Source organism: Kitasatospora sp. NPDC023118, assembly GCF_055560875.1.
In genome coordinates, this window is record NZ_JBVHHW010000023.1 from 44,703 (window position 1) to 63,566 (window position 18,864).

The window sequence follows — 18,864 nt, forward strand, 5'->3', positions numbered from 1 at the left end:
CGGTTCTCCAGGGCATTCAGGGTAAACCCGCCTCACACCGGCGCCGCCCACCGGCCCCTGTGACCCACCCGCTCGCGCCCCGGAGGCGCGGGGCGGGCCGCGCGGCCCGCCCCGCGCGTACGCTGGCCCCGGGGACGAGTACGCAACCACGGACGTTGCACAGACAGTCGTTGCAGGCGAAGAGCAGCGGGGGGCCGGCACCGCGCCGGGGCCGCCGTCGACCAGGAGGTACTCAGACCATGACCGACACGTTCGAGAAGAGCCCGAGCCGGCGCCGCCAGCGCTTCCCCGAGATCTCCACCCGGGCCTGGGAACACCCCGCCGACCGCTCGGCCCTGGTCGCTCTGCGCAAGCTGTCGGGCTTCGACGACGTCCTGAAGAAGCTCGCCGGGCTGGTATCCGAGCGCGCGATCCGGCTGATGTTCCTGGCCACCGCGGTGAAGACGTCCGAACGTCAGTTCCCCGAGCTGTACGACATGGTGCGCGACGCCGCCTACGTGCTCGACCTGGACCAGGTACCGGACCTGTACGTCACCCAGGACCCGACGGTCAACGCGTACACCATCGGCATCGACACCCCGATCATCGTGATCACCAGCGGCCTGGTCGAGCTGCTGGACGAGGAGGAGCTGCGCTCCGTCATCGGCCACGAGGTCGGCCATGCGATGTCCGGCCACGCCGTCTACCGGACGATGCTGATGATCCTCACCAACATCGCCACCCGGATCGCCTGGGTGCCGCTCGGCAACCTGGCGATCATGGCCCTCGTCACCGCCCTCAAGGAGTGGTTCCGCAAGGCCGAGCTGTCCAGCGACCGGGCCGGCCTGCTGGCCGGGCAGGACCTCCAGGCGTCCATGCGGGCACTGATGAAGCTGGCCGGCGGGCACAACCTGGCCGAGATGAACGTCGACGCCTTCCTGGAGCAGGCGGAGGAGTACGAGAGGGCCGGCGACCTGCGCGACGGCGTGCTCAAGCTGCTCCAGCTGCTGCCGCAGACCCACCCGTTCGCGGTGGTCCGGGTCGCCCAGCTGAAGAAGTGGGCGGAGAGCGACGAGTACCGCTCGATCCTGGCCGGTGCCTACCCGCGCCGCTCGGACGACCGGGACACCTCGGTCGGCGAGCAGTGGAAGGCCGCCGCCGACCACTACACGACCTCGGTGAAGGAGAGCAAGGACCCGCTGATGGGCCTGCTGCGGGACGTGGCCGGCGGCGCCGCCACGGTCGGCGGAAAGCTGCGCGACACCTTCACCGGCGCCAACCGCGGCTCCGCCACGGACCGCGACGACAGCTGAACCGGCACGCGGACCACGACCATGGCTGAACCGGCGCGCGGACCACGGCGGCCGGTGACCCGGACGGGATCACCGGCCGCCGCGCCGTTCCGGGGGTCCTCGATCCGGGGCCCGCAACCCGCCCCCAGCGCCCTCAGTCCCTTCCCAGGAGTCCTCAGCCGCCCGCCAGCACCCCGCACACCTGCCAGGCCGGCCGCGCGTGGTTGCCCGGGTCGACCGGCGCGGGCGGCGCCACCGCGGTGCCCTGCACGGTGGCCAGCACCGGCTGCAGGAAGCCCGCCATCGAGGCGGCGCACGGCGCCGGCCCGGCCTGCACCACCGAGTCCACCAGCCGCAGCTGCGCCGAGGCCAGGTCCACCCGGTCGAACCGGAAGGTCAGCTCGCGCCGCACGGTCTCCAGGGTGACCGGCGCCCCGGCGGGGGCCCCGGCCGACTTCAGCGCGTAGACGAAGGTGTGGTCGGTGGTGATCTGCAGCGTGCCGCTGTCCGCCTCGTCGATCCGCATCGCGCCGGCCACCTTCACGGTGTCGGAGGCCAGCGCGACCTGCGCCGGGTCGAAACGGACCACCCAGCCGGTCAGCGCGTGGTGCCGGTCGTCCACCGGCTGGGCGACGCTCTCGTCGAACCCGGCCTGCTCACCGGGCGTGACGAAGGCCCTTATGTCCGCGGTGGCGCCCTGCACCAGCGCGGCCGGGGCCAGCGAGGAGGCGACCAGGTAGCGCTGCACGGTGTCCAGCGCCTTGGTCACCTCGACCCGGCTGAAGTGCTCCGTGGCGGCCCCGGTCGGGGTGTTCAGCCCGACCGTCCCGTTGCCGTACCCGGGCGGCAGCGCGGCGAACGGATTCGCCGGGTCGGCCACCGGGTGGACGGCCGTGGCCGGGCTCAACGCGACCAGGCTGACGGTCACTTGGCTGCCCTCGGGCCGCGCCGGGATGCCCTTCGGCGAGTTCACCCCGAAGTACACCGCCGCCCCGAAGGCCAGCAGGATGAGCAGCAGCAGGGCCAGCGCCTGGCGCGGGACGGTACCCAGCGGCCCGAGCCGCACCCGGGCCCGGGTGGCCTTGCCGAAGGAACCCGCGAGCCGCTCCCGGGCGGACAGCTCCTGGATCCGGGCAGCCCGCACGAACGATTCGTCGAACACGACGGACCGGAATTCGTCCTCGTTTCCGGAACCGCCCTCGGGCGTACCCTCAGGAGGCTCTCGCGGGTCACCCATGACACCAGGGTAGGCGTACACCCGTCCCGCTACGAGGGCCCCTGCGCAGATTGCCGGGAACGCTCCGCGGCCACCCGCCCCGGGCGTGCGCCCCCGGCTCCGGCTAGCCCGCCGGCGCCGTGACCACCGGCGACGGTTCGGCCGGCGCGGGCCGCGGGTCCACCCCCGCGCTGCTGCTGCCGGACTCCGGGCGCCGGGGCGCGCCGGAGGTACCGCCCACGCCCTGGTAGATCGCCGCGACCGCCACCGCCACCAGGCTCACACCCATGATCACCGCGAGCACCCAGGCCACCGGCCGGTGCCAGCGCTGCTGGGCCACGTACCGGCCGCGGGCGCGCACCGGATCGTAGCGGCGCCACCGCCGCCGGGTCTGGCGGCCGGTCGCCCTGCCCGGGCCCGACCACGGGTCGGGGTACAGGTGGTCCTCGTCGAGTCCGCTCGGGTACGGGCGCAGCTCCAGCGGCAGCCCGTCACCGGCCGGGACGTCATGGCCCCAACCCGGTCCCGCGGTGTCCGGCTCGAACCGCGCCTCGACCGCGGCGAGCTGCCGCTCCTTGGCCGTCGGCTCGTGCACGGCGGCGGACCGGACGAAGGCCTCATCGAAGACCACGGTGGCGAACTCGTCGTCCGCACCACCGTGGTCGGCGCCGTCGGGGTACGGCGAGCCCCCCACATCCTCAGCCACGGATTCAGCGTATTACCGGCCGGGCGATTTGTCTGTGGCTCCCGGCAGTTGGTCCGTCACACGTGTGCCGGACGCCCCGCACGCCGCGTTCAGCGGGCGTCCGCGTCCCCGCCCACGGTCCGCGTCGCCTCACCGCGGACATGCCCGTCACCAGTGACGATGTACTTGGTGCTGGTCAGCTCGGGCAAGCCCATCGGACCACGGGCGTGCAGCTTCTGGGTGGAGATGCCGATCTCCGCGCCGAAGCCGAACTCACCGCCGTCGGTGAACCGGGTGGAGGCGTTGACGGCCACCGTGGTCGAGTCGACCAGCTGGGTGAAGCGGCGGGCGGCGGCCTGCGAGGTGGTGACGATCGCCTCGGTGTGGCCGGAGGACCAACGGCGGATGTGCTCGACGGCCGCGTCCAGCGAGGGCACCACGGCCGCCGCCAGGTCGTACGAGAGGTACTCGGCTCCCCAGTCCTCGTCGGTGGCCGGCACCACGGTGGCGGCGCTGCCCTCGGCGGCCTTGAGCACCGCCTCGTCGCCGTGCACGGTCACCCCGGCCTCGGCCAGGGCGGCCAGCGCCAGCGGCAGGAAGTCGTCCGCGACGTCCTGGTGCACCAGCAGGGTCTCGGCCGCGTTGCAGACGCTGACCCGCTGTGCCTTGGAGTTCAGCAGGATGCCGACGGCCATCGCCAGGTCGGTCCGCGCGTCCACGTACACGTGGCAGTTGCCGGTGCCGGTCTCGATCACCGGGACGGTCGAGCCCTCGACCACGGTGCGGATCAGCGAGGCGCCGCCGCGCGGGATCAGCACGTCGACGAGGCCGCGGGCGCGCATCAGCTCCTGCACGGAGTCCCGGCTCTCCCCCGGCACCAGCTGGATCACGTCGGCGGGCAGCCCGGCCGCGGCGACGGCGTCCCGCAACACCGCGACCAGCGCGGTGTTGGAGCGGTAGGCCGATGCGGAACCGCGCAGCAGCACCGCGTTGCCGGACTTCAGGCAGAGCGCGGCGGCGTCCGCCGTGACGTTCGGCCGGGCCTCGTAGATGATGCCGACCACGCCCAGCGGCACCCGCACCTGGCGCACGTCCAGGCCGTTCGGCAGGGTGTAGCCGCGCACCACCTCGCCGACCGGGTCGGGCAGGCCGGCCACGTCGCGCACGTCGGAGGCGATCGCGGCGATCCGCTCCCCGGTCAGCGTCAGCCGGTCGATCACCGACTCCGCCGTGCCCGCCTCGCGGGCCCGGGCCACGTCCTCGGCGTTGGCCGCGACGATCTCGGCGGCGCGGGCGACCAGCGCGTCCGCGATCGACAGCAGCGCGGCGTCCTTGGCGCTGCGCGGCAGCGGGGCGAGCGCGGCGGCGGCCTCCCGGGCACGGCGCGCTACGGCGAGGACGGGGCTGTCGGCGGTGGCGAGGTCGCTGGTCATGCCGCCAAGGGTAGCGACTGCGCCCGTCCCGCCCGTCGCCGTTTCGGCATCCGAACAGGGCCGGTCAGTAGGGGTGCACGCCGCCCAGGTGCGGTGGCGGATCGCCGAAGCCCTCCGCCACCCGCTTGTGGTACGTCGCCCGGTCGACCACCTCCAGCCCGACGATCTCCCACGGCGGCAGGTTCGCGGTGACCTTGTGCTCGCCCCACAGCCGCAGCGCTATCGCCGCCGCGTCGTGCAGGTCCCGGGCCTGCTCCCAGTACCGGATCTCGGCGTGGTCGGCCGCGTAGCGCGCGGTCAGGAAGAACGAGTGGTCGTGCGCCAGCCGCTCCAGCGAGGCACGCAGGGCGGACAGCGGGGTGACCTGCCCGGCCACGCTCAGCACCACGTGCCACAGCCGCGCCTGCTCGGGCACGCTGGGCGGGTCCGCCGCCTCCGCGCGCTGCGGCCGCAGCCTGCGCACCCCGCCGGGCCTCTGCGGTGGCGGACCGGCCGGCTCGGCGGGGCCGTCCCCGCGGACGCCGTCGATACTGGTCAGCCGCCGGCCCGCCGTCCCTCCGGTCAGCGCTGCCTCGCGCCTGCGTTCCACCGGCGGCCTCCTGTTCGGCGATGTCGTGTCGTCCCCACCGGCCCCGTCGGCCATCGGCCGACCGGTACGGCTGCGCCCCTCCTCGCCCGCGGCCGGGCCGCTCCTGTACGGAGCGGCCCGCCGGCCGCGCTCCGCCGATCGGCCGACGCCGGGTGATCGGCCGGTCAGCCGGGCAGAACGACCAGGTCGTCGCGGTGGACGACCTCGCGCTCGTACGCGGCGCCGAACTCCTGGGCCAGGTCTCGGGTGGACCGGCCGAGCAGGCGGGGCAACTCCCTTGCATCAAAGTTGACCAGTCCGCGAGCCACGATGTGGCCGTTTTCGGCAAGAAGGTCCACCGGATCACCCGCGGTGAACTCCCCGTCGACCTTGGTGACCCCGGCCGGCAGCAGCGAGGCGCCGCCGGAGACGACCGCCTCCACCGCGCCCGCGTCCAGGTGCAGGGCACCGCGCGGGCTGCTCGCGTGGGCCAGCCAGAGCATCCGGTCGGAGGTGCGGCTGCCGGTGCGCAGGAAGAGCGTTCCGGTGGGCCGTCCGGCCAGCGCGTCGGCGGCGTGGCTGGCCGCGGTGAGCACCACGGGGATGCCCGCGCCGGTGGCGATCCGGGCCGCCTCGACCTTGGTGACCATGCCGCCGGTGCCGACGCCCGCCTTGCCCGCGCTGCCGATCTCGATGCCGTCCAGGTCGTGCGGGCCACGCACCTCGGCGATCCGGCTGGTGCCGGGCCTGGCCGGGTCGCCGTCGTAGAGGCCGTCCACGTCGGAGAGCAGGACCAGCAGGTCGGCCCGGACCAGGTGGGCGACCAGGGCGGCCAGCCGGTCGTTGTCCCCGAACTTGATTTCGGCGGTGGCGACGGTGTCGTTCTCGTTGACGATCGGCATCGCGCCCATCGCCAGCAGCTGGTCCAACGTCCGGTAGGCGTTGCGGTAGTGGGCGCGCCGGCTGGCGTCCTCGGCGGTGAGCAGCACCTGGCCGACCCGGATGCCGTACCGGGCGAAGGAGGCGGTGTAGCGCGCGACCAGCAGGCCCTGGCCGACGCTGGCGGCGGCCTGCTGGCGGGCCAGGTCCTTGGGGCGCTTGTCCAGGCCGAGCGGGGCGAGCCCGGCGGCGATGGCGCCGGAGGAGACGAGGACGACCTCGGGGGCTTCCGGGCGGGCGCGCACCTTGGCGAGCGCGTCCACCAGGGCGTCGACCCGGTCGGCGTCCAAGCCGCCGGCCGCCGTGGTGAGTGAGGAGGAGCCGACCTTGACCACGATCCGCCGTGCGGTCAGCACCTCCTCCCGCAGTGAGTCCTCGCTCATCTCGCTGTACGCCCTTCCGGTGTGGTGCGGGTACGGCGGGCGCCGCCCGGCCGTCAACCCCGAAATCTACGCGATCCGCGCAGGTCTCCCGCAGGGTGTTTCACCGGCTGGACCCGGCCTGGTCACGGCCTCGCCACAGCCCGGCTGCCAATCCGCATGGCTGGTATGGTCCCTGACCGAAAGCCAGATCGGGGGACGGCTTCTTGCCCGCTGTACCCACTCGTCTTCGACCTTCCTGTCATCGGGCGGCGCCGCACTGGGCAGGCCGGCAACGGTTCGCGGCCGCATGCCCAGGAGAAAAGCGCACCATGCGTTCGTACACCGCGAAGCTCACCGTCGCCGCCCTGGCGGCGACCACCGCCCTCTCGCTCGCGGCCTGCGGCCCGGACAACTCGGACCCGGCCGCCACCGGCGCGACCCCGGCCCAGACCGGCGCGGCCACGGGTGCCGCCGCCGGCGGTGCGGCCGGCGGCTCGACCGCCGCCCCGTCGGGCGCTGCCACCGGCGGTGCCGCCTCGGGCGGTGCCGCGGCCGGTGGTGCCGCCAACGGCGGCGCGGCCACAGGCGGCGCCGGTACGGCCGGCGCGGCGGGCGGCGGCGCCGGCGGCGGGAAGCTCCCGCAGGCCGGAACCTCGGTGAAGTTCGGCCAGCCGGCCAGCATCGACTTCAACGACAAGATGTCGAACACCGCCGCCAAGCTGCAGTGGACCGTCACCGGGATCGAGCCGGGCTCGCTCAAGGACTTCCAGGACGCCAAGGCCAACACCGCCGGCCTGGACGGCCGCGCGCTCTTCTACGTCAACTGGACCATGACGAACCTCAGCGACACCAAGCTGACCTTCAGCGACCCCAGCTCCAAGCTCAAGGTCTACGACGCCGCGGGCAACACGGCCATGTTCGCCAACCCGGTCGGCTCGACCCAGATCGCCAAGTGCACCACCCCGAGCTGGTCCGGCGCCACCAAGGGCGTCGCCTTCAAGGGCTGCGACATCGTCAGCTTCCCGGCCGGCACCACCCCGGTCATGGTCGGCTACGGCGACTCGACCGACATCACCAAGGTCCAGGCCGCCTGGACGAAGTGACGTCCAGTCACAACGGAACAGCTGAACAAGCGGACGGCCCCGCCACCTCGACAGGTGGCGGGGCCGTCCGCTTCGAGCAGGTCGACTCAGTAGTCCTCGTCGTCGCCCTCGATGGCGGCCTGGCGGCCGCTGGAGAGCGCCTCGAAGGCGAGGAACTCGGCCTCGGCCGCGTCCCGGCCCTTCTGCTTCTCGCGGCGGCGGTCGACCGCCGGGCGCGGGCTCTCGAAGCGGTGGTCCTCACCGCGGCGGCCGAGCATCTCGGCGCCGGCGGCCATGGTCGGCTCCCAGTCGAAGACGACGGCGTTCTCCTCGGGGCCGATGATGACGGTGTCGCCCTCCTGCGCCCCGACCTTCCACAGCTGCTCCTCGACACCGAGGCGGGCCAGCCGGTCGGCGAGGTAGCCGACGGCCTCGTCGTTGGCGAAGTCGGTCTGGCGGACCCAGCGCTCCGGCTTGACGCCGCGGATGCGGTAGGCGCCGTCCTCCTCGGTGATGGTGAAGCCCGCGTCGTCCACGGCCTTGGGCCGCAGCACGATCCGGGTGGACTCCTCGGCCGGCTTGGCGGCGCGCGCCTCGGCGACGATCTTCGCCACCGCGAAGCTCAGCTCGCGCAGGCCCTTGCGGGAGGCGGCGGAGACCTCGAACACCTGGTAGCCGCGCTCCTCCAGCGAGGCCCGGGTGAGGTCGGCGATGTCCTGGCCGTCCGGCACGTCCACCTTGTTGAGCGCGACCAGGCGCGGGCGGTCGTCCAGGCCGCCGTACTCGGCGAGCTCGGCCTCGATGGTCTCCAGGTCGGTCAGCGGGTCGCGGCCGGGCTCCAGGGTGGCGCAGTCCAGCACGTGCACCAGCACCGAGCAGCGCTCGACGTGCCGCAGGAACTCCAGGCCGAGGCCGCGGCCCTGGCTGGCGCCCGGGATCAGACCGGGCACGTCCGCGATGGTGTAGACGGTGTCACCCGCGGTGACCACCCCGAGGTTGGGGATCAGGGTGGTGAACGGGTAGTCCGCGATCTTCGGCTTGGCGGCGGAGAGCACCGAGATCAGCGAGGACTTGCCGGCGCTCGGGTAGCCGACCAGGGCCACGTCGGCGACGGACTTCAGCTCCATCACGATGTCGCGGGCCTCGCCGGGCTCGCCGAGCAGCGCGAAGCCGGGGGCCTTGCGACGGGCCGAGGCCAGCGCGGCGTTGCCGAGACCACCGCGGCCGCCCTGGGCGGCGACGAAGCTGGTGCCGTGCCCGACCAGGTCGGCCAGCACGTTGCCCTTGCGGTCCAGCACCACGGTGCCGTCCGGCACCAGCAGGACGAGGTCCTCGCCGTCGGCGCCGGTGCGGTTGCCGCCCGCTCCGGGCTTGCCGTTGGTGGCCTTGCGCTTGGGCGAGTGGTGGTACTCGAGCAGCGTGGTGACCTGCGAGTCCACGGTGAGGACGACGCTGCCGCCCTCGCCGCCGTTGCCGCCGTCCGGTCCGCCGAGCGGCTTGAACTTCTCGCGGTGCACGGAGGCGCAGCCGTGGCCTCCGTTACCCGCGGCGACGTGGAGTTCGACGCGGTCCACGAAGGTGGTCATGGGATGTGCCTCCAGTGCGGATGAGTCTTGCTTGTTGCGTAAAGCCGAAGGGTGGACCGGAACATTCCGGCCCACCCTTCAGTGTGAGTCTGACGCGACTCGTGAGTCCGCTCGGACTCAGGCCTCGACGGCCACGATGTTGACGACCTTGCGGCCACGACGGTTGCCGAACTGCACCGCACCGGCGGTCAGCGCGAACAGGGTGTCGTCGCCACCACGGCCGACACCGGCACCCGGGTGGAAGTGGGTGCCGCGCTGGCGGACGAGGATCTCGCCGGCGGAGACGACCTGGCCGCCGAAGCGCTTCACGCCGAGGCGCTGGGCGTTCGAGTCACGGCCGTTGCGGGTAGAGCTTGCGCCCTTCTTGTGTGCCATATCTCGCTATCCCCTTACTTGCTGACCGAGTCGATGCTGGTGATGCGCACCGCGGTGTGCTTCTGACGGTGACCCTGACGACGGCGGTAGCCGGTCTTGTTCTTGTAGCGCAGGATGACGATCTTGTCGCCCTTGGTCTGGTCGACCACCTCGGCGTGAGCCTTCACGCCGGCCAGGACCCACGGGTCGGAGGTGACGGCGTCACCGTCGACGACCAGAATGGTCGAGAGCTCCACCGAGTCACCCGGCTTGGCCTCGATACGGTCGATCTCCAGCACGTCGCCGACGGCGACCTTGTGCTGGCGGCCGCCTGCGCGAACGATCGCGTACATGCGGTACCTACTTTCCCAACTCGGTCGGAACTCCCGACGCCAGCCACCTGGGTACGGACACAAGGGCCTCCTCCCGTTCGCTCCGCGCGGACGCGGGGCTTCGGGAAGGTGATGTGCTCGGGAGCATGGCGTAGACACGCCGATGTTCAAGAATACGGACCGGCCGCCCGAGGGGCAAACCGGCTCGTACGGCCCGGGGCGAAGATGGCTCCCGCCCCGGGCACGGGCACTACTCGGCCGCCGTATCACCCTCGGCGGCCGCGGCCTTCTTGGCCGCCGCGCTCGTCCGCTTGGTCGCGGTCTTGCGGGCGGTGGTCTTCTTGGCCGCCGTGGTCGTCTTCTTGGCGGCGGTCTTCTTCGCGGCGGTCTTGCGGGCGGCCCGCTTCTTCGGCGCCGGGGCCTCCTCGACGGGCACCTCCTCCGCGGCCAGGGCCTCGGCGGGCTCGGCGGCCGGGGTCTCGACGACCACGGCCTCCGTAACCACGGCCTCCGCGACGACGGCCTCCTCGGCGGCCTCGGGCTGCGCCTGCGCGACGGCCTCCACGACCGCCTCGGCGGCGGTCTCCGCGGCGGCCTCGACGGCCGGGGCTGCGGCGGCCAGGGCCGCCTCCAGCGCCGCGTCCGCCTTCGCCTGCAGCACCACGATCTCGGCGGCCTGGGGCGCGCCGGCCGGAGCCGTCGCCTTGCGCACCGCGCGGCGGCGGGTACGGCCCGCCGGAGCGGCGGCCGGGGCCTCGGCCACCGGCGCGGCCTCTACCGGCGCGATCTCGGCAGCCGGGACCTCGACGCCCGGGACCTCCAGGGCCAGCTGGCCCTCGATCTCCTCGCGCACCGGCTCGGCGGCCTCCAGCACGGCCTCAGCGGCCTCCACGACCGCCTCGGCCACCGCGGCCTCGACGGCCTGCGGCTCCTCGTGGCCGGCCCCGCCCTTGCCCCGGCGACGGCGCTTGCCGCCCGAGACCTCGCCCGCGGCCGCGGCCGGGGCGTGGACGTGGGTGCTCGGCTGCTCCATGTGCACGATCACACCGCGGCCGTTGCAGTGCACGCAGGGCTCGGAGAAGGACTCCAGCAGGCCCTGGCCGACCCGCTTGCGGGTCATCTGGACCAGGCCCAGCGAGGTGACCTCGGCCACCTGGTGCTTGGTCCGGTCCCGGCCCAGGCACTCCAGCAGGCGGCGCAGCACCAGGTCGCGGTTGGACTCCAGGACCATGTCGATGAAGTCGATCACGATGATGCCGCCGAGGTCGCGCAGCCGCAGCTGGCGCACGATCTCCTCGGCCGCCTCGATGTTGTTCCGGGTGACCGTCTCCTCCAGGTTGCCGCCCTGGCCGACGAACTTCCCGGTGTTGACGTCGATGACGACCATCGCCTCGGTGCGGTCGATCACCAGCGAGCCGCCGCTGGGCAGCCAGACCTTGCGGTCCAGCGCCTTCATCAGCTGCTCGTCGATCCGGTAGGTGGCGAACACGTCCACCTCGGAGGTCCACCGCTGGAGCCGCTCGGCGAGGTCCGGGGCCACGTTGGAGACGTACTCGTGGATGGTCTTCCACGCCTCGTCGCCGGAGACGATGACCTTGGTGAAGTCCTCGTTGAAGATGTCGCGGACGACCCGGACGGTCATGTCCGGCTCGCCGTACAGCAGCGCCGGGGCGTTGCCGGTCGCGGCCTTCTTCTGGATGTCCTCCCACTGCTGCTGGAGGCGCTGGACGTCGCGTGTCAGCTCCTCCTCGGAGGCGCCCTCGGCGGCGGTGCGCACGATCACGCCCGCGTCGTCCGGGACGATCTTCTTGAGGATCTGCTTCAGACGCGCGCGCTCGTTCTCGGGGAGCTTGCGCGAGATGCCGGTCATCGAGCCCTCGGGCACGTACACCAGGTAGCGGCCGGGCAGCGAGATCTGGCTGGTCAGGCGGGCGCCCTTGTGGCCGATCGGGTCCTTGGAGACCTGCACCAGCACGGACTGGCCGGACTTCAGCACCGACTCGATCCGGCGCGGGCCGCCGTGGCCCAGCGCGCCGAAGTTGACCTCACCGGCGTACAGCACCGCGTTGCGGCCCTTGCCGATGTCGACGAACGCGGCCTCCATCGACGGCAGCACGTTCTGGACCTTGCCCAGGTAGACGTTGCCGACGTACGAGGTGGCCTGCTCCTTGTTGACGTAGTGCTCGACCAGCACGCCGTCCTCGAGCACGCCGATCTGGGTCCGCTGGCCGTTCTGGCGCACCACCATGACGCGCTCGACCGACTCGCGGCGGGCCAGGAACTCGGCCTCGGTGATGATCGGCACCCGGCGGCGGCCCAGCTCACGGCCCTCGCGGCGGCGCTGCTTCTTCGCCTCCAGACGGGTCGAGCCCTTGATGGACTGCACCTCGTCCGGGTCGAAGGACGGTTCGGTGGAGCGGCGGCGCGGCTCGCGCACCTTCACCACCGTGCGGACGCCGTCCTCGGTGGTCTCGGCGGCCTCGACGGCACCGGCCTCACCGCTGCGGCGGCGACGGCGGCGACGGCGACGCGACGAGGACAGGCCGGCGGCCAGGTCGTCGTCCTCCTCGTCCTCCTCCTCGGCGACGGCCTCGGCCGGCTCCTCGGCGGCGGGCTGCACGGTCTCGACGGCCTCGGCGGCCTCGAACTCCTCGGCCTCGCCACGGCGACGACGACGGCCGCCGCGACGGCGACGGCGGGACGGACGACCGTCCTCCTCCCACTCGCCCTCGGTCTCGGGAGCGGCGGCGGGGGCCTCCGCGGCGGGCGCCTCGACGGCCGGGGTCTCGACGGGGGCCTTGACCGGCGCCTCGGCGACCGGCGCTGCGGCGACCGGCTTGCGGCGGGCCGGCTCGACCCGGGTACGGACCCGGCGACGGCGGCCGACACCGCTGTACTCGTACTCGTCCTCTTCGCCGCGCTCGGCGGCGGCCGGGGCCTCGACCGGCGCCGGGGCGGCGGCGGGCCGCTGCGGCGCGGACGGCGCGACGTAGGGGGCGGGCTCCTGGAAGACCGGGGCCTGGAAGATCGCGGTGGCCGGGCGGACCGCGCGGCGGCGCACCCGGTGGGGCGGCTCGGCCTCGGCGGCCGGAGCGGGGGCGGCGGCCGGCTCGGCGGCAGCGGGCGCCTCGGCGGCGGGGGCCTGGACGGCCTCCTCCTCGGCGGGCTCCTCCTCGGCGGCGGGCTCCTCGGCCGCCGGCTCCTCGGCCGGAGCCTCGACCACGCGACGGCGGCGGGCCCGGCGGGCCGGAGCGGCGGGGGCCTCCTCGGCCACCGGCTCGGCGGCGGCGGGCTCCTCGGCGGGGGCCTCGACCGCGGGCGCCTCGGCGACGGGCGCACCGGCCGGGGCCTCGGCCCGCTTGCGGGTGCGGCGGGCCCGGACGGGCTTCTCCGCCTTCTCCGCCTTCTCGTCCTTCTTCGCGGCCTTCCCGGCCGGCTGGTCCTTCTCCGCCACCGGGGCCTCCTCGGCCGCCGGCGCGGTGACCACGATCGCGGTCGCTTCCGGCGCACCGGCCGGGGCCTCGGCGCGCTTGCGGGTCCGGCGGGCCCGGACCGGCTTCTCGGCGACCGGGGCCGGCTCGGCCGCCGCAGCCACCTCGGCGGGCGCCTCGTGCGTCTCGGCCGGCAGGACCGTCTCGGCCACCTCGGCGGCCGCACCCTGCGGGGTGCCCGCCGGGCGGGACACCGCCCGGCGACGGCGGCGCGGCGGCGCGGCGGACGCGCCCTCGCCGCCGGTCGCGGCGGTTTCGTTCTGTTCCGTGGCCGCAGCCTGCTGCGGATCGGTGTTCTCGAGCATGCGGGTGGATCTCCCGTCAGGCCCCCGGGCTCCACATCCGGGCACGGCGCGACACCAGTGGGCGGCCGGCATCGTGACGATGCTCGGGCCGGACCCTTTGACGGTGCCGCCGCGCGGACGCGAGGCCGCACAGGGGCTCGTAGTCTCGCTCGGCGCCCCACGCTCAGCGGGGTGTCGAAAGTCTTCTGGTCTGACCAGTCTTCTGAGGTTTTCCCAAGCTGCGCCATCCCCCAACCCCGGGTGGCTCCCGGACGGGGTCCCGGGCCCACCGACCGTCCTGGTCGGCGGGCCCCGAGTGGCCGGCCTGTGCTGCGACGACGCTCGCTCCCCTGGGGAGCCGCGGGAACCCTGGAGGACCGTCGGGCCCAGTGAGGCACTGGACCCGGCCTCCGCCCGCTAGGCGGACGCGGTAGCGCGCGGCCCGCCGGCCGTTTCTCAGCCGGCCGGGGCCGCGGCGCGGTCGAGCGCCAGCGGGTCGGTCACCGTGCCGGACTCCTCGTCGAGCGGCCCCTGCGCCAGCCTGGTCACCTCTGCGGGGACCGGCGGCGCCAGGTCGGCCGTCGCACGGAGACCGGACAATACGTCGTCGGGTCGTACGGCGGGTGTGGCGTGTCGTACTACCAGGCGCAGTATCGCACAGGGACGGCCGGTCCGAACATCGCGGTCGGTTCCGAAGGCTGTGTCCGCGCTGCCGTCGACCTGCGGCTCGACGACCGCGAGTGCGGCCACCGCACCGCGCGCGTCGAAGACCCGCACGCCGTTCTTGGTCCGGCGCTCGACCTCGACCATCTCCTCGGCGAGGAACTTCTCCACCGCCTGGGCCGCCTCGGTCGGCTCGACGCCGTCCAGCCGGAGCAGCCACTCGGAGGCCTCCAGGCGCTCCACGAAGTTCGGCGTGCGGACCTCGACCGCGTCGATCACGTCCAGGCCCGTCGGCAGCGAGCCGTCCAGCTGCGCCCGCAGCTGCTCGGGGTCGCGCGCGGCGGCCAGACCGATCTCCAGGTACTCCGCCTCGCTCGCCACCCCGGTCGGGGCTGCGTTGGCGTAGGAGACCTTCGGGTGCGGGGTGAAGCCGGCCGAGTAGGCCATCGGAACGGCGGACCGGCGCAGGGCGCGCTCGAAGGCGCGCTGGAAGTCGCGGTGGCTGGTGAAGCGGAGCCGGCCGCGCTTGGTGTAGCGGAGACGAATCCGCTGCACCGTCGGCGCGGGCGGCGGACCGTCGGGCGTACGGCGTGCCAGGGTCGCTCAGTCCTTTAGTCAATTGTCCCCGTCCGGCGCGGCGCGTTCCCGCCACTGTCCGGACTCTGTCACCTCAAAGGGTACGCGCCCCGCCGCACCCCTCGCTCCGCCCCAGGTCAGCCACACCCCTCGGCCCCCGCCCGGAACGCACCGAACGGGGACCGAGGGGTGTACGACGCCTACTTGTTGACGACCGTCAGCGGCAGCATCTTCTTGCCGGTGGGGCCGATTTGGATGCTGGTCTGCATCTGGGGGCACACGCCGCAGTCGAAGCACGGGGTCCAACGGCAGTCGTCGACCTCGACCTCCTCCAGGGCGTCCTGCCAGTCCTCCCACAGCCAGTCCTTGTCGAGGCCGCTGTCCAGGTGGTCCCAGGGCAGCACCTCCTCGTAGGAGCGCTCACGGGTGGTGTACCAGTCGACGTCGACGCCGGTGCCGGCCAGGCCCTTGTCGGCGCAGGCCATCCAGCGGTCGTACGAGAAGTACTCGCGCCAGCCGTCGAAGCGGCCGCCGTCCTCGTAGACGGCTCGGATGATGGCGCCGACCCGGCGGTCTCCGCGGGAGAGCAGGCCCTCGACGATGCCCGGCTTGCCGTCGTGGTAGCGGTAGCCGATGTTCTTGCCGTACTTGCGGTCGCCGCGGATCGAGTCGCGCAGCTTGGCCAGGCGGGCGTCGGTGGCCTCGGCGGACAGCTGCGGGGCCCACTGGAACGGGGTGTGCGGCTTGGGCACGAACCCGCCGATGGAGACGGTGCAGCGGATGTCGTTCTGGCCGGTGACCTCGCGGCCCTTCTGGATGACGTTCTTCGCCATCTCGCCGATCTGGAGCACGTCCTCGTCGGTCTCGGTGGGCAGGCCGCACATGAAGTACAGCTTCACCTGCCGCCAGCCGTTGCCGTAGGCGGTGGCGACGGTGCGGATCAGGTCCTCCTCCGACACCATCTTGTTGATCACCTTGCGCATGCGCTCACTGCCGCCCTCGGGGGCGAAGGTGAGGCCCGAGCGGCGCCCGTTGCGGGACAGCTCGTTGGCGAGGTCGATGTTGAAGGCGTCGACGCGGGTGGACGGCAGCGACAGACCGATCTTGTCCTCGGTGTAGCGGTCGGCCAGGCCCTTGGCGATGTCGCCGATCTCGGTGTGGTCGGCGCTGGACAGCGACAGCAGGCCGACCTCCTCGAAGCCGGTCGCCTTCAGCCCGCGCTCGACCATCTCGCCGATGCCGGTGATGCTTCGCTCCCGCACGGGGCGCGTGATCATGCCGGCCTGGCAGAAGCGGCAGCCACGGGTGCAGCCGCGGAAGATCTCCACGGACATCCGCTCGTGCACCGTCTCCGCGAGGGGGACCAGCGGCTGCTTCGGGTACGGCCACTCGTCCAGGTCCATCACGGTGTGCTTGGACACCCGCCACGGCACGCCCGGGGCATTCGGCAAGACGCGGCCGATCCGGCCGTCGGCCAGGTACTCCACGTCGTAGAACTTCGGGACGTACACCCCGCCGGTACGGGCCAGGCGCAGCAGCAGCTCGTCGCGCCCGCCGGGGCGGCCCTCGGCCTTCCAGGCGCGGATGATCTCCGTGATGTCGAGCACGGCCTGCTCGCCGTCGCCGATCACCGCGCAGTCCAGGAAGTCCGCGATCGGCTCCGGGTTGAAGGCCGCGTGGCCGCCGGCCAGGACGATCGGGTCCTCGTTGGTGCGGTCCTTGGCCTCCAGCGGGATGCCGGCCAGGTCGAGCGCGGTCAGCATGTTGGTGTAGCCGAGCTCGGTGGAGAACGACAGCCCGAAGACGTCGAAGGCCTTCACCGGGCGGTGGGCGTCCACGGTGAACTGCGGGACGCCGTGCTCACGCATCAGCGCCTCAAGGTCCGGCCAGACGCTGTAGGTACGCTCGGCGAGCACGCCCTCGCGCTCGTTGAGCACCTCGTAGAGGATCATGACGCCCTGGTTGGGCAGCCCGACCTCGTAGGCGTCGGGGTACATCAGCGCCCAGCGGACGTCGCAGGCGTCCCAGTCCTTGACGGTCGAGTTGAGCTCGCCGCCGACGTACTGGATCGGCTTCTGGACGTGCGGGAGGAGGGCCTCCAGGCGTGGGAAGACCGATTCGACAGTCATGTACTAGGAACCCTTACGACGTGATTCGGTGCCGCGAGCCGGCACGGGAGGGGTGACCCTCAAGGGTAGCCCAATCCGGGGAACGGCCCGTCTGCCCGGGACCCCCGCCGGAACCGGACCCGGCCGCCCCGTCCCGCACCGGACCCCGGCCGACCCCGCCCGAACCGGACCCGGCCGACCCCCGGTGCGCTCCGGCGCGATCCGCCCCGCCCGCACCCACCCGTACCCGCCCCGGCACGCACGGTGCGCGCCCGCCGCACGGGCCGTCCGCCGTTGACACGCCCGGAAGGCCCGTGCGGTACTGACAGGGCCCTGCACCCTTCCGGAGAGGGGAATCGGGTCGTACGCTCGGCCAACGCCGACTCCCCCGGCGGCCCGTCTCGCCCAGCACGACCTCCCCGTCCCCCGCGAGGCCCCCTCCCCCGGCCCCGCAGAGCCCGTCCCCGGCCCGCAGGCCGTGCCCGGCGGGCGCGGCACGCCCGCGCCCCGGCGGCCGTACGACCGGTCGCAAGGAGAACCATGACCGATACCGGTCGGCGGGTCCGGCCCCTGCGGATCCTCGACACCGGGCCGGCCCGCTACCCCACGCAGGCCCAGGCCGAATCCGCGGCCCGACGGCTCGCCCTGCGCCGCCCGGACCGCTGCCGGCTGCGTGAGGTCGGCCGTTCCCGGGCCGGGCGCCCGCTGCTGCTGCTCTCGGTCGACCGCGGCCCGCGCGCCGTCCTGGTGGTGGGCGGGCCGCACCCCAACGAGCCGATCGGCACCGCCGCCGCGGTCCGGCTCGCCGAGGTGCTGCTGGAGCGCCCCGCCCGGCCCGGCCTGTCCTGGCACCTGCTGCTCTGTCTGGACCCGGACGGTGCCGCGCTGAACGCCGGCTGGCTGGACGGCCCGCTGACCATGGGCCGCCACTACGAGCACTTCTTCCGGCCCGCCTTCGAGGAGCAGCCCGAACTGCTGCCCGCGCCCGGCTCCGGCCGCCCGCCGATGCCGGAGAGCCTGGCGCTGACCGGGCTGATCGACGAGCTGCGCCCGTTCCTGCAGTGCTCGCTGCACGGGGTGGACTTCGGCGGCGCCTTCGTCCAGCTGACCGGCCCGGTGCCGGGCCTGTCCGAGCGCTTCGCCCGCTCCGCCGACCGGGCTGGCCTCCCGCTCGACGTGGACTCCTACGACGCCATCGGCTGGGCCAGCCCCGCCCCCGGCACCTACCTGATGCCGAGGCCCGGCAGCGAGGGCACCTCGCGGGCACTGCCAGACGAGCCCGAGCTGTCCACCTGGTCCTACGCGGCCCGGTACGGCGCGGTCACTGCCGTCCTGGAGGTCCCGATGTGGGCGGTGGACGCGGTCGGCGACGCCCGCCCGCACCCGGCCGGGCCGCAGGCCGTCGGCGAGGCTGCCCGCGAGCTGACCGCACGCGCCGCGGAGCTCGGCACGCTGCTCGCCCGGGTCCCGGCGCAGGCCCGGGAGGCGCACGGCGCGCTGGTGCGCACCGCCGAGTTCAACCTGGCGGTCGCCCCGCGGGTCGCCGACGAGTGGCTGGAGCTGTGGTGCACGCGCCCACTGAGCGCCTCCCGGGCGACCACCGCCGGACTGGTGGCCGCCCGGCTGCCGCTGCGGGTCGCCTCGATCCTGCTGCGCCTGCTCGCGGACGCCCGCGGCCCGGCCGCCGAGGCCGCCCGGGAGCGCGCCCACGCCGTGACCGCCGACAGCCTGGACCGGCTGCGCCATCGCTTCGGCGCCCGCTGGGTCCCGGTGCAGGAGCAGCTGGCCCACCAGACCCGGGCGGTGCTCACCGCCGCCGACTGCCTGCTCCACCCGGCCTGACGATTCGTCAACTCACTTCCACCGCAAGAAAAACGAGCCGGTCCGGGACGAACCCGGACCGGCCCCGACAGC

Annotated in this window: 14 protein-coding genes; 3 read left to right on the top strand and 11 right to left on the bottom strand. The window is 73.7% G+C overall.

Annotated features, from left to right (window positions below; all coding sequences use genetic code 11):
* Positions 1 to 239: 239 nt before the first annotated feature.
* The gene (locus tag ACZ3UD_RS26795) at positions 240 to 1,292 is read left to right on the top strand and encodes a M48 family metallopeptidase (RefSeq protein WP_465592760.1); all 1,053 of its coding nucleotides are present in this window, start codon (positions 240 to 242) and stop codon (positions 1,290 to 1,292) included.
* A 154-nt stretch (positions 1,293 to 1,446) separates the two neighbouring features.
* Here ACZ3UD_RS26795 and ACZ3UD_RS26800 read toward each other — a convergent pair whose 3' ends face one another.
* From ACZ3UD_RS26800 to proB, 5 genes are all read right to left on the bottom strand, one after another.
* The gene (locus tag ACZ3UD_RS26800; RefSeq protein WP_465592763.1) at positions 1,447 to 2,508 is read right to left on the bottom strand and encodes an SCO2583 family membrane protein; all 1,062 of its coding nucleotides are present in this window, start codon (positions 2,506 to 2,508) and stop codon (positions 1,447 to 1,449) included.
* 103 nt (positions 2,509 to 2,611) lie between these two features.
* Positions 2,612 to 3,193 carry an SCO2584 family spore wall biosynthesis protein gene (locus ACZ3UD_RS26805; protein ID WP_465592766.1) on the bottom strand — a complete coding sequence of 194 codons (582 nt, stop codon included), beginning with the start codon at positions 3,191 to 3,193 and terminating at the stop codon, positions 2,612 to 2,614.
* A gap of 89 nt (positions 3,194 to 3,282) precedes the next feature.
* Positions 3,283 to 4,605: a glutamate-5-semialdehyde dehydrogenase gene (locus tag ACZ3UD_RS26810; protein WP_465592769.1), complete on the bottom strand. Its 1,323-nt coding sequence runs from the start codon at positions 4,603 to 4,605 to the stop codon at positions 3,283 to 3,285.
* A 64-nt stretch (positions 4,606 to 4,669) separates the two neighbouring features.
* Complete coding sequence (locus tag ACZ3UD_RS26815; protein ID WP_465592772.1) at positions 4,670 to 5,194, bottom strand: hypothetical protein; 525 nt, start codon at positions 5,192 to 5,194, stop codon at positions 4,670 to 4,672.
* A gap of 164 nt (positions 5,195 to 5,358) precedes the next feature.
* Complete coding sequence (gene proB / locus ACZ3UD_RS26820) at positions 5,359 to 6,495, bottom strand: glutamate 5-kinase (protein WP_465592775.1); 1,137 nt, start codon at positions 6,493 to 6,495, stop codon at positions 5,359 to 5,361.
* Between the two features lie 308 nt (positions 6,496 to 6,803).
* On the opposite strand from proB, the gene ACZ3UD_RS26825 reads away from it, so the two are divergent.
* Positions 6,804 to 7,577, top strand: coding sequence for a hypothetical protein (locus tag ACZ3UD_RS26825; protein ID WP_465592778.1), 774 nt, complete (start codon positions 6,804 to 6,806; stop codon positions 7,575 to 7,577).
* An 86-nt stretch (positions 7,578 to 7,663) separates the two neighbouring features.
* On the opposite strand, the gene obgE is transcribed toward ACZ3UD_RS26825, so the two are convergent.
* The 6 genes from obgE to ACZ3UD_RS26855 all read right to left on the bottom strand — a co-directional run bounded on the left by obgE (position 7,664) and on the right by ACZ3UD_RS26855 (position 16,971).
* Positions 7,664 to 9,142 carry a GTPase ObgE gene (gene obgE, locus ACZ3UD_RS26830; protein ID WP_465592781.1) on the bottom strand — a complete coding sequence of 493 codons (1,479 nt, stop codon included), beginning with the start codon at positions 9,140 to 9,142 and terminating at the stop codon, positions 7,664 to 7,666.
* A gap of 117 nt (positions 9,143 to 9,259) precedes the next feature.
* On the bottom strand, positions 9,260 to 9,517 hold the full coding sequence (gene rpmA, locus ACZ3UD_RS26835) for a 50S ribosomal protein L27 (RefSeq protein ID WP_030058248.1): 258 nt from the start codon (positions 9,515 to 9,517) through the stop codon (positions 9,260 to 9,262).
* A 14-nt stretch (positions 9,518 to 9,531) separates the two neighbouring features.
* Positions 9,532 to 9,849 carry a 50S ribosomal protein L21 gene (rplU, locus tag ACZ3UD_RS26840; protein ID WP_030233759.1) on the bottom strand — a complete coding sequence of 106 codons (318 nt, stop codon included), beginning with the start codon at positions 9,847 to 9,849 and terminating at the stop codon, positions 9,532 to 9,534.
* A 229-nt stretch (positions 9,850 to 10,078) separates the two neighbouring features.
* Positions 10,079 to 13,624, bottom strand: coding sequence for an Rne/Rng family ribonuclease (locus ACZ3UD_RS26845; protein WP_465592786.1), 3,546 nt, complete (start codon positions 13,622 to 13,624; stop codon positions 10,079 to 10,081).
* Between the two features lie 435 nt (positions 13,625 to 14,059).
* On the bottom strand, positions 14,060 to 14,821 hold the full coding sequence (locus ACZ3UD_RS26850) for a TIGR03936 family radical SAM-associated protein (RefSeq protein WP_465592789.1): 762 nt from the start codon (positions 14,819 to 14,821) through the stop codon (positions 14,060 to 14,062).
* 221 nt (positions 14,822 to 15,042) lie between these two features.
* A complete protein-coding gene (locus ACZ3UD_RS26855) occupies positions 15,043 to 16,971 on the bottom strand; it encodes a TIGR03960 family B12-binding radical SAM protein (protein ID WP_465592792.1) in 1,929 nt (642 codons plus the stop codon).
* A gap of 519 nt (positions 16,972 to 17,490) precedes the next feature.
* Here ACZ3UD_RS26855 and ACZ3UD_RS26860 point away from each other — a divergent pair.
* On the top strand, positions 17,491 to 18,792 hold the full coding sequence (locus ACZ3UD_RS26860; protein WP_465592795.1) for a M14 family zinc carboxypeptidase: 1,302 nt from the start codon (positions 17,491 to 17,493) through the stop codon (positions 18,790 to 18,792).
* Positions 18,793 to 18,864: the final 72 nt, after the last annotated feature.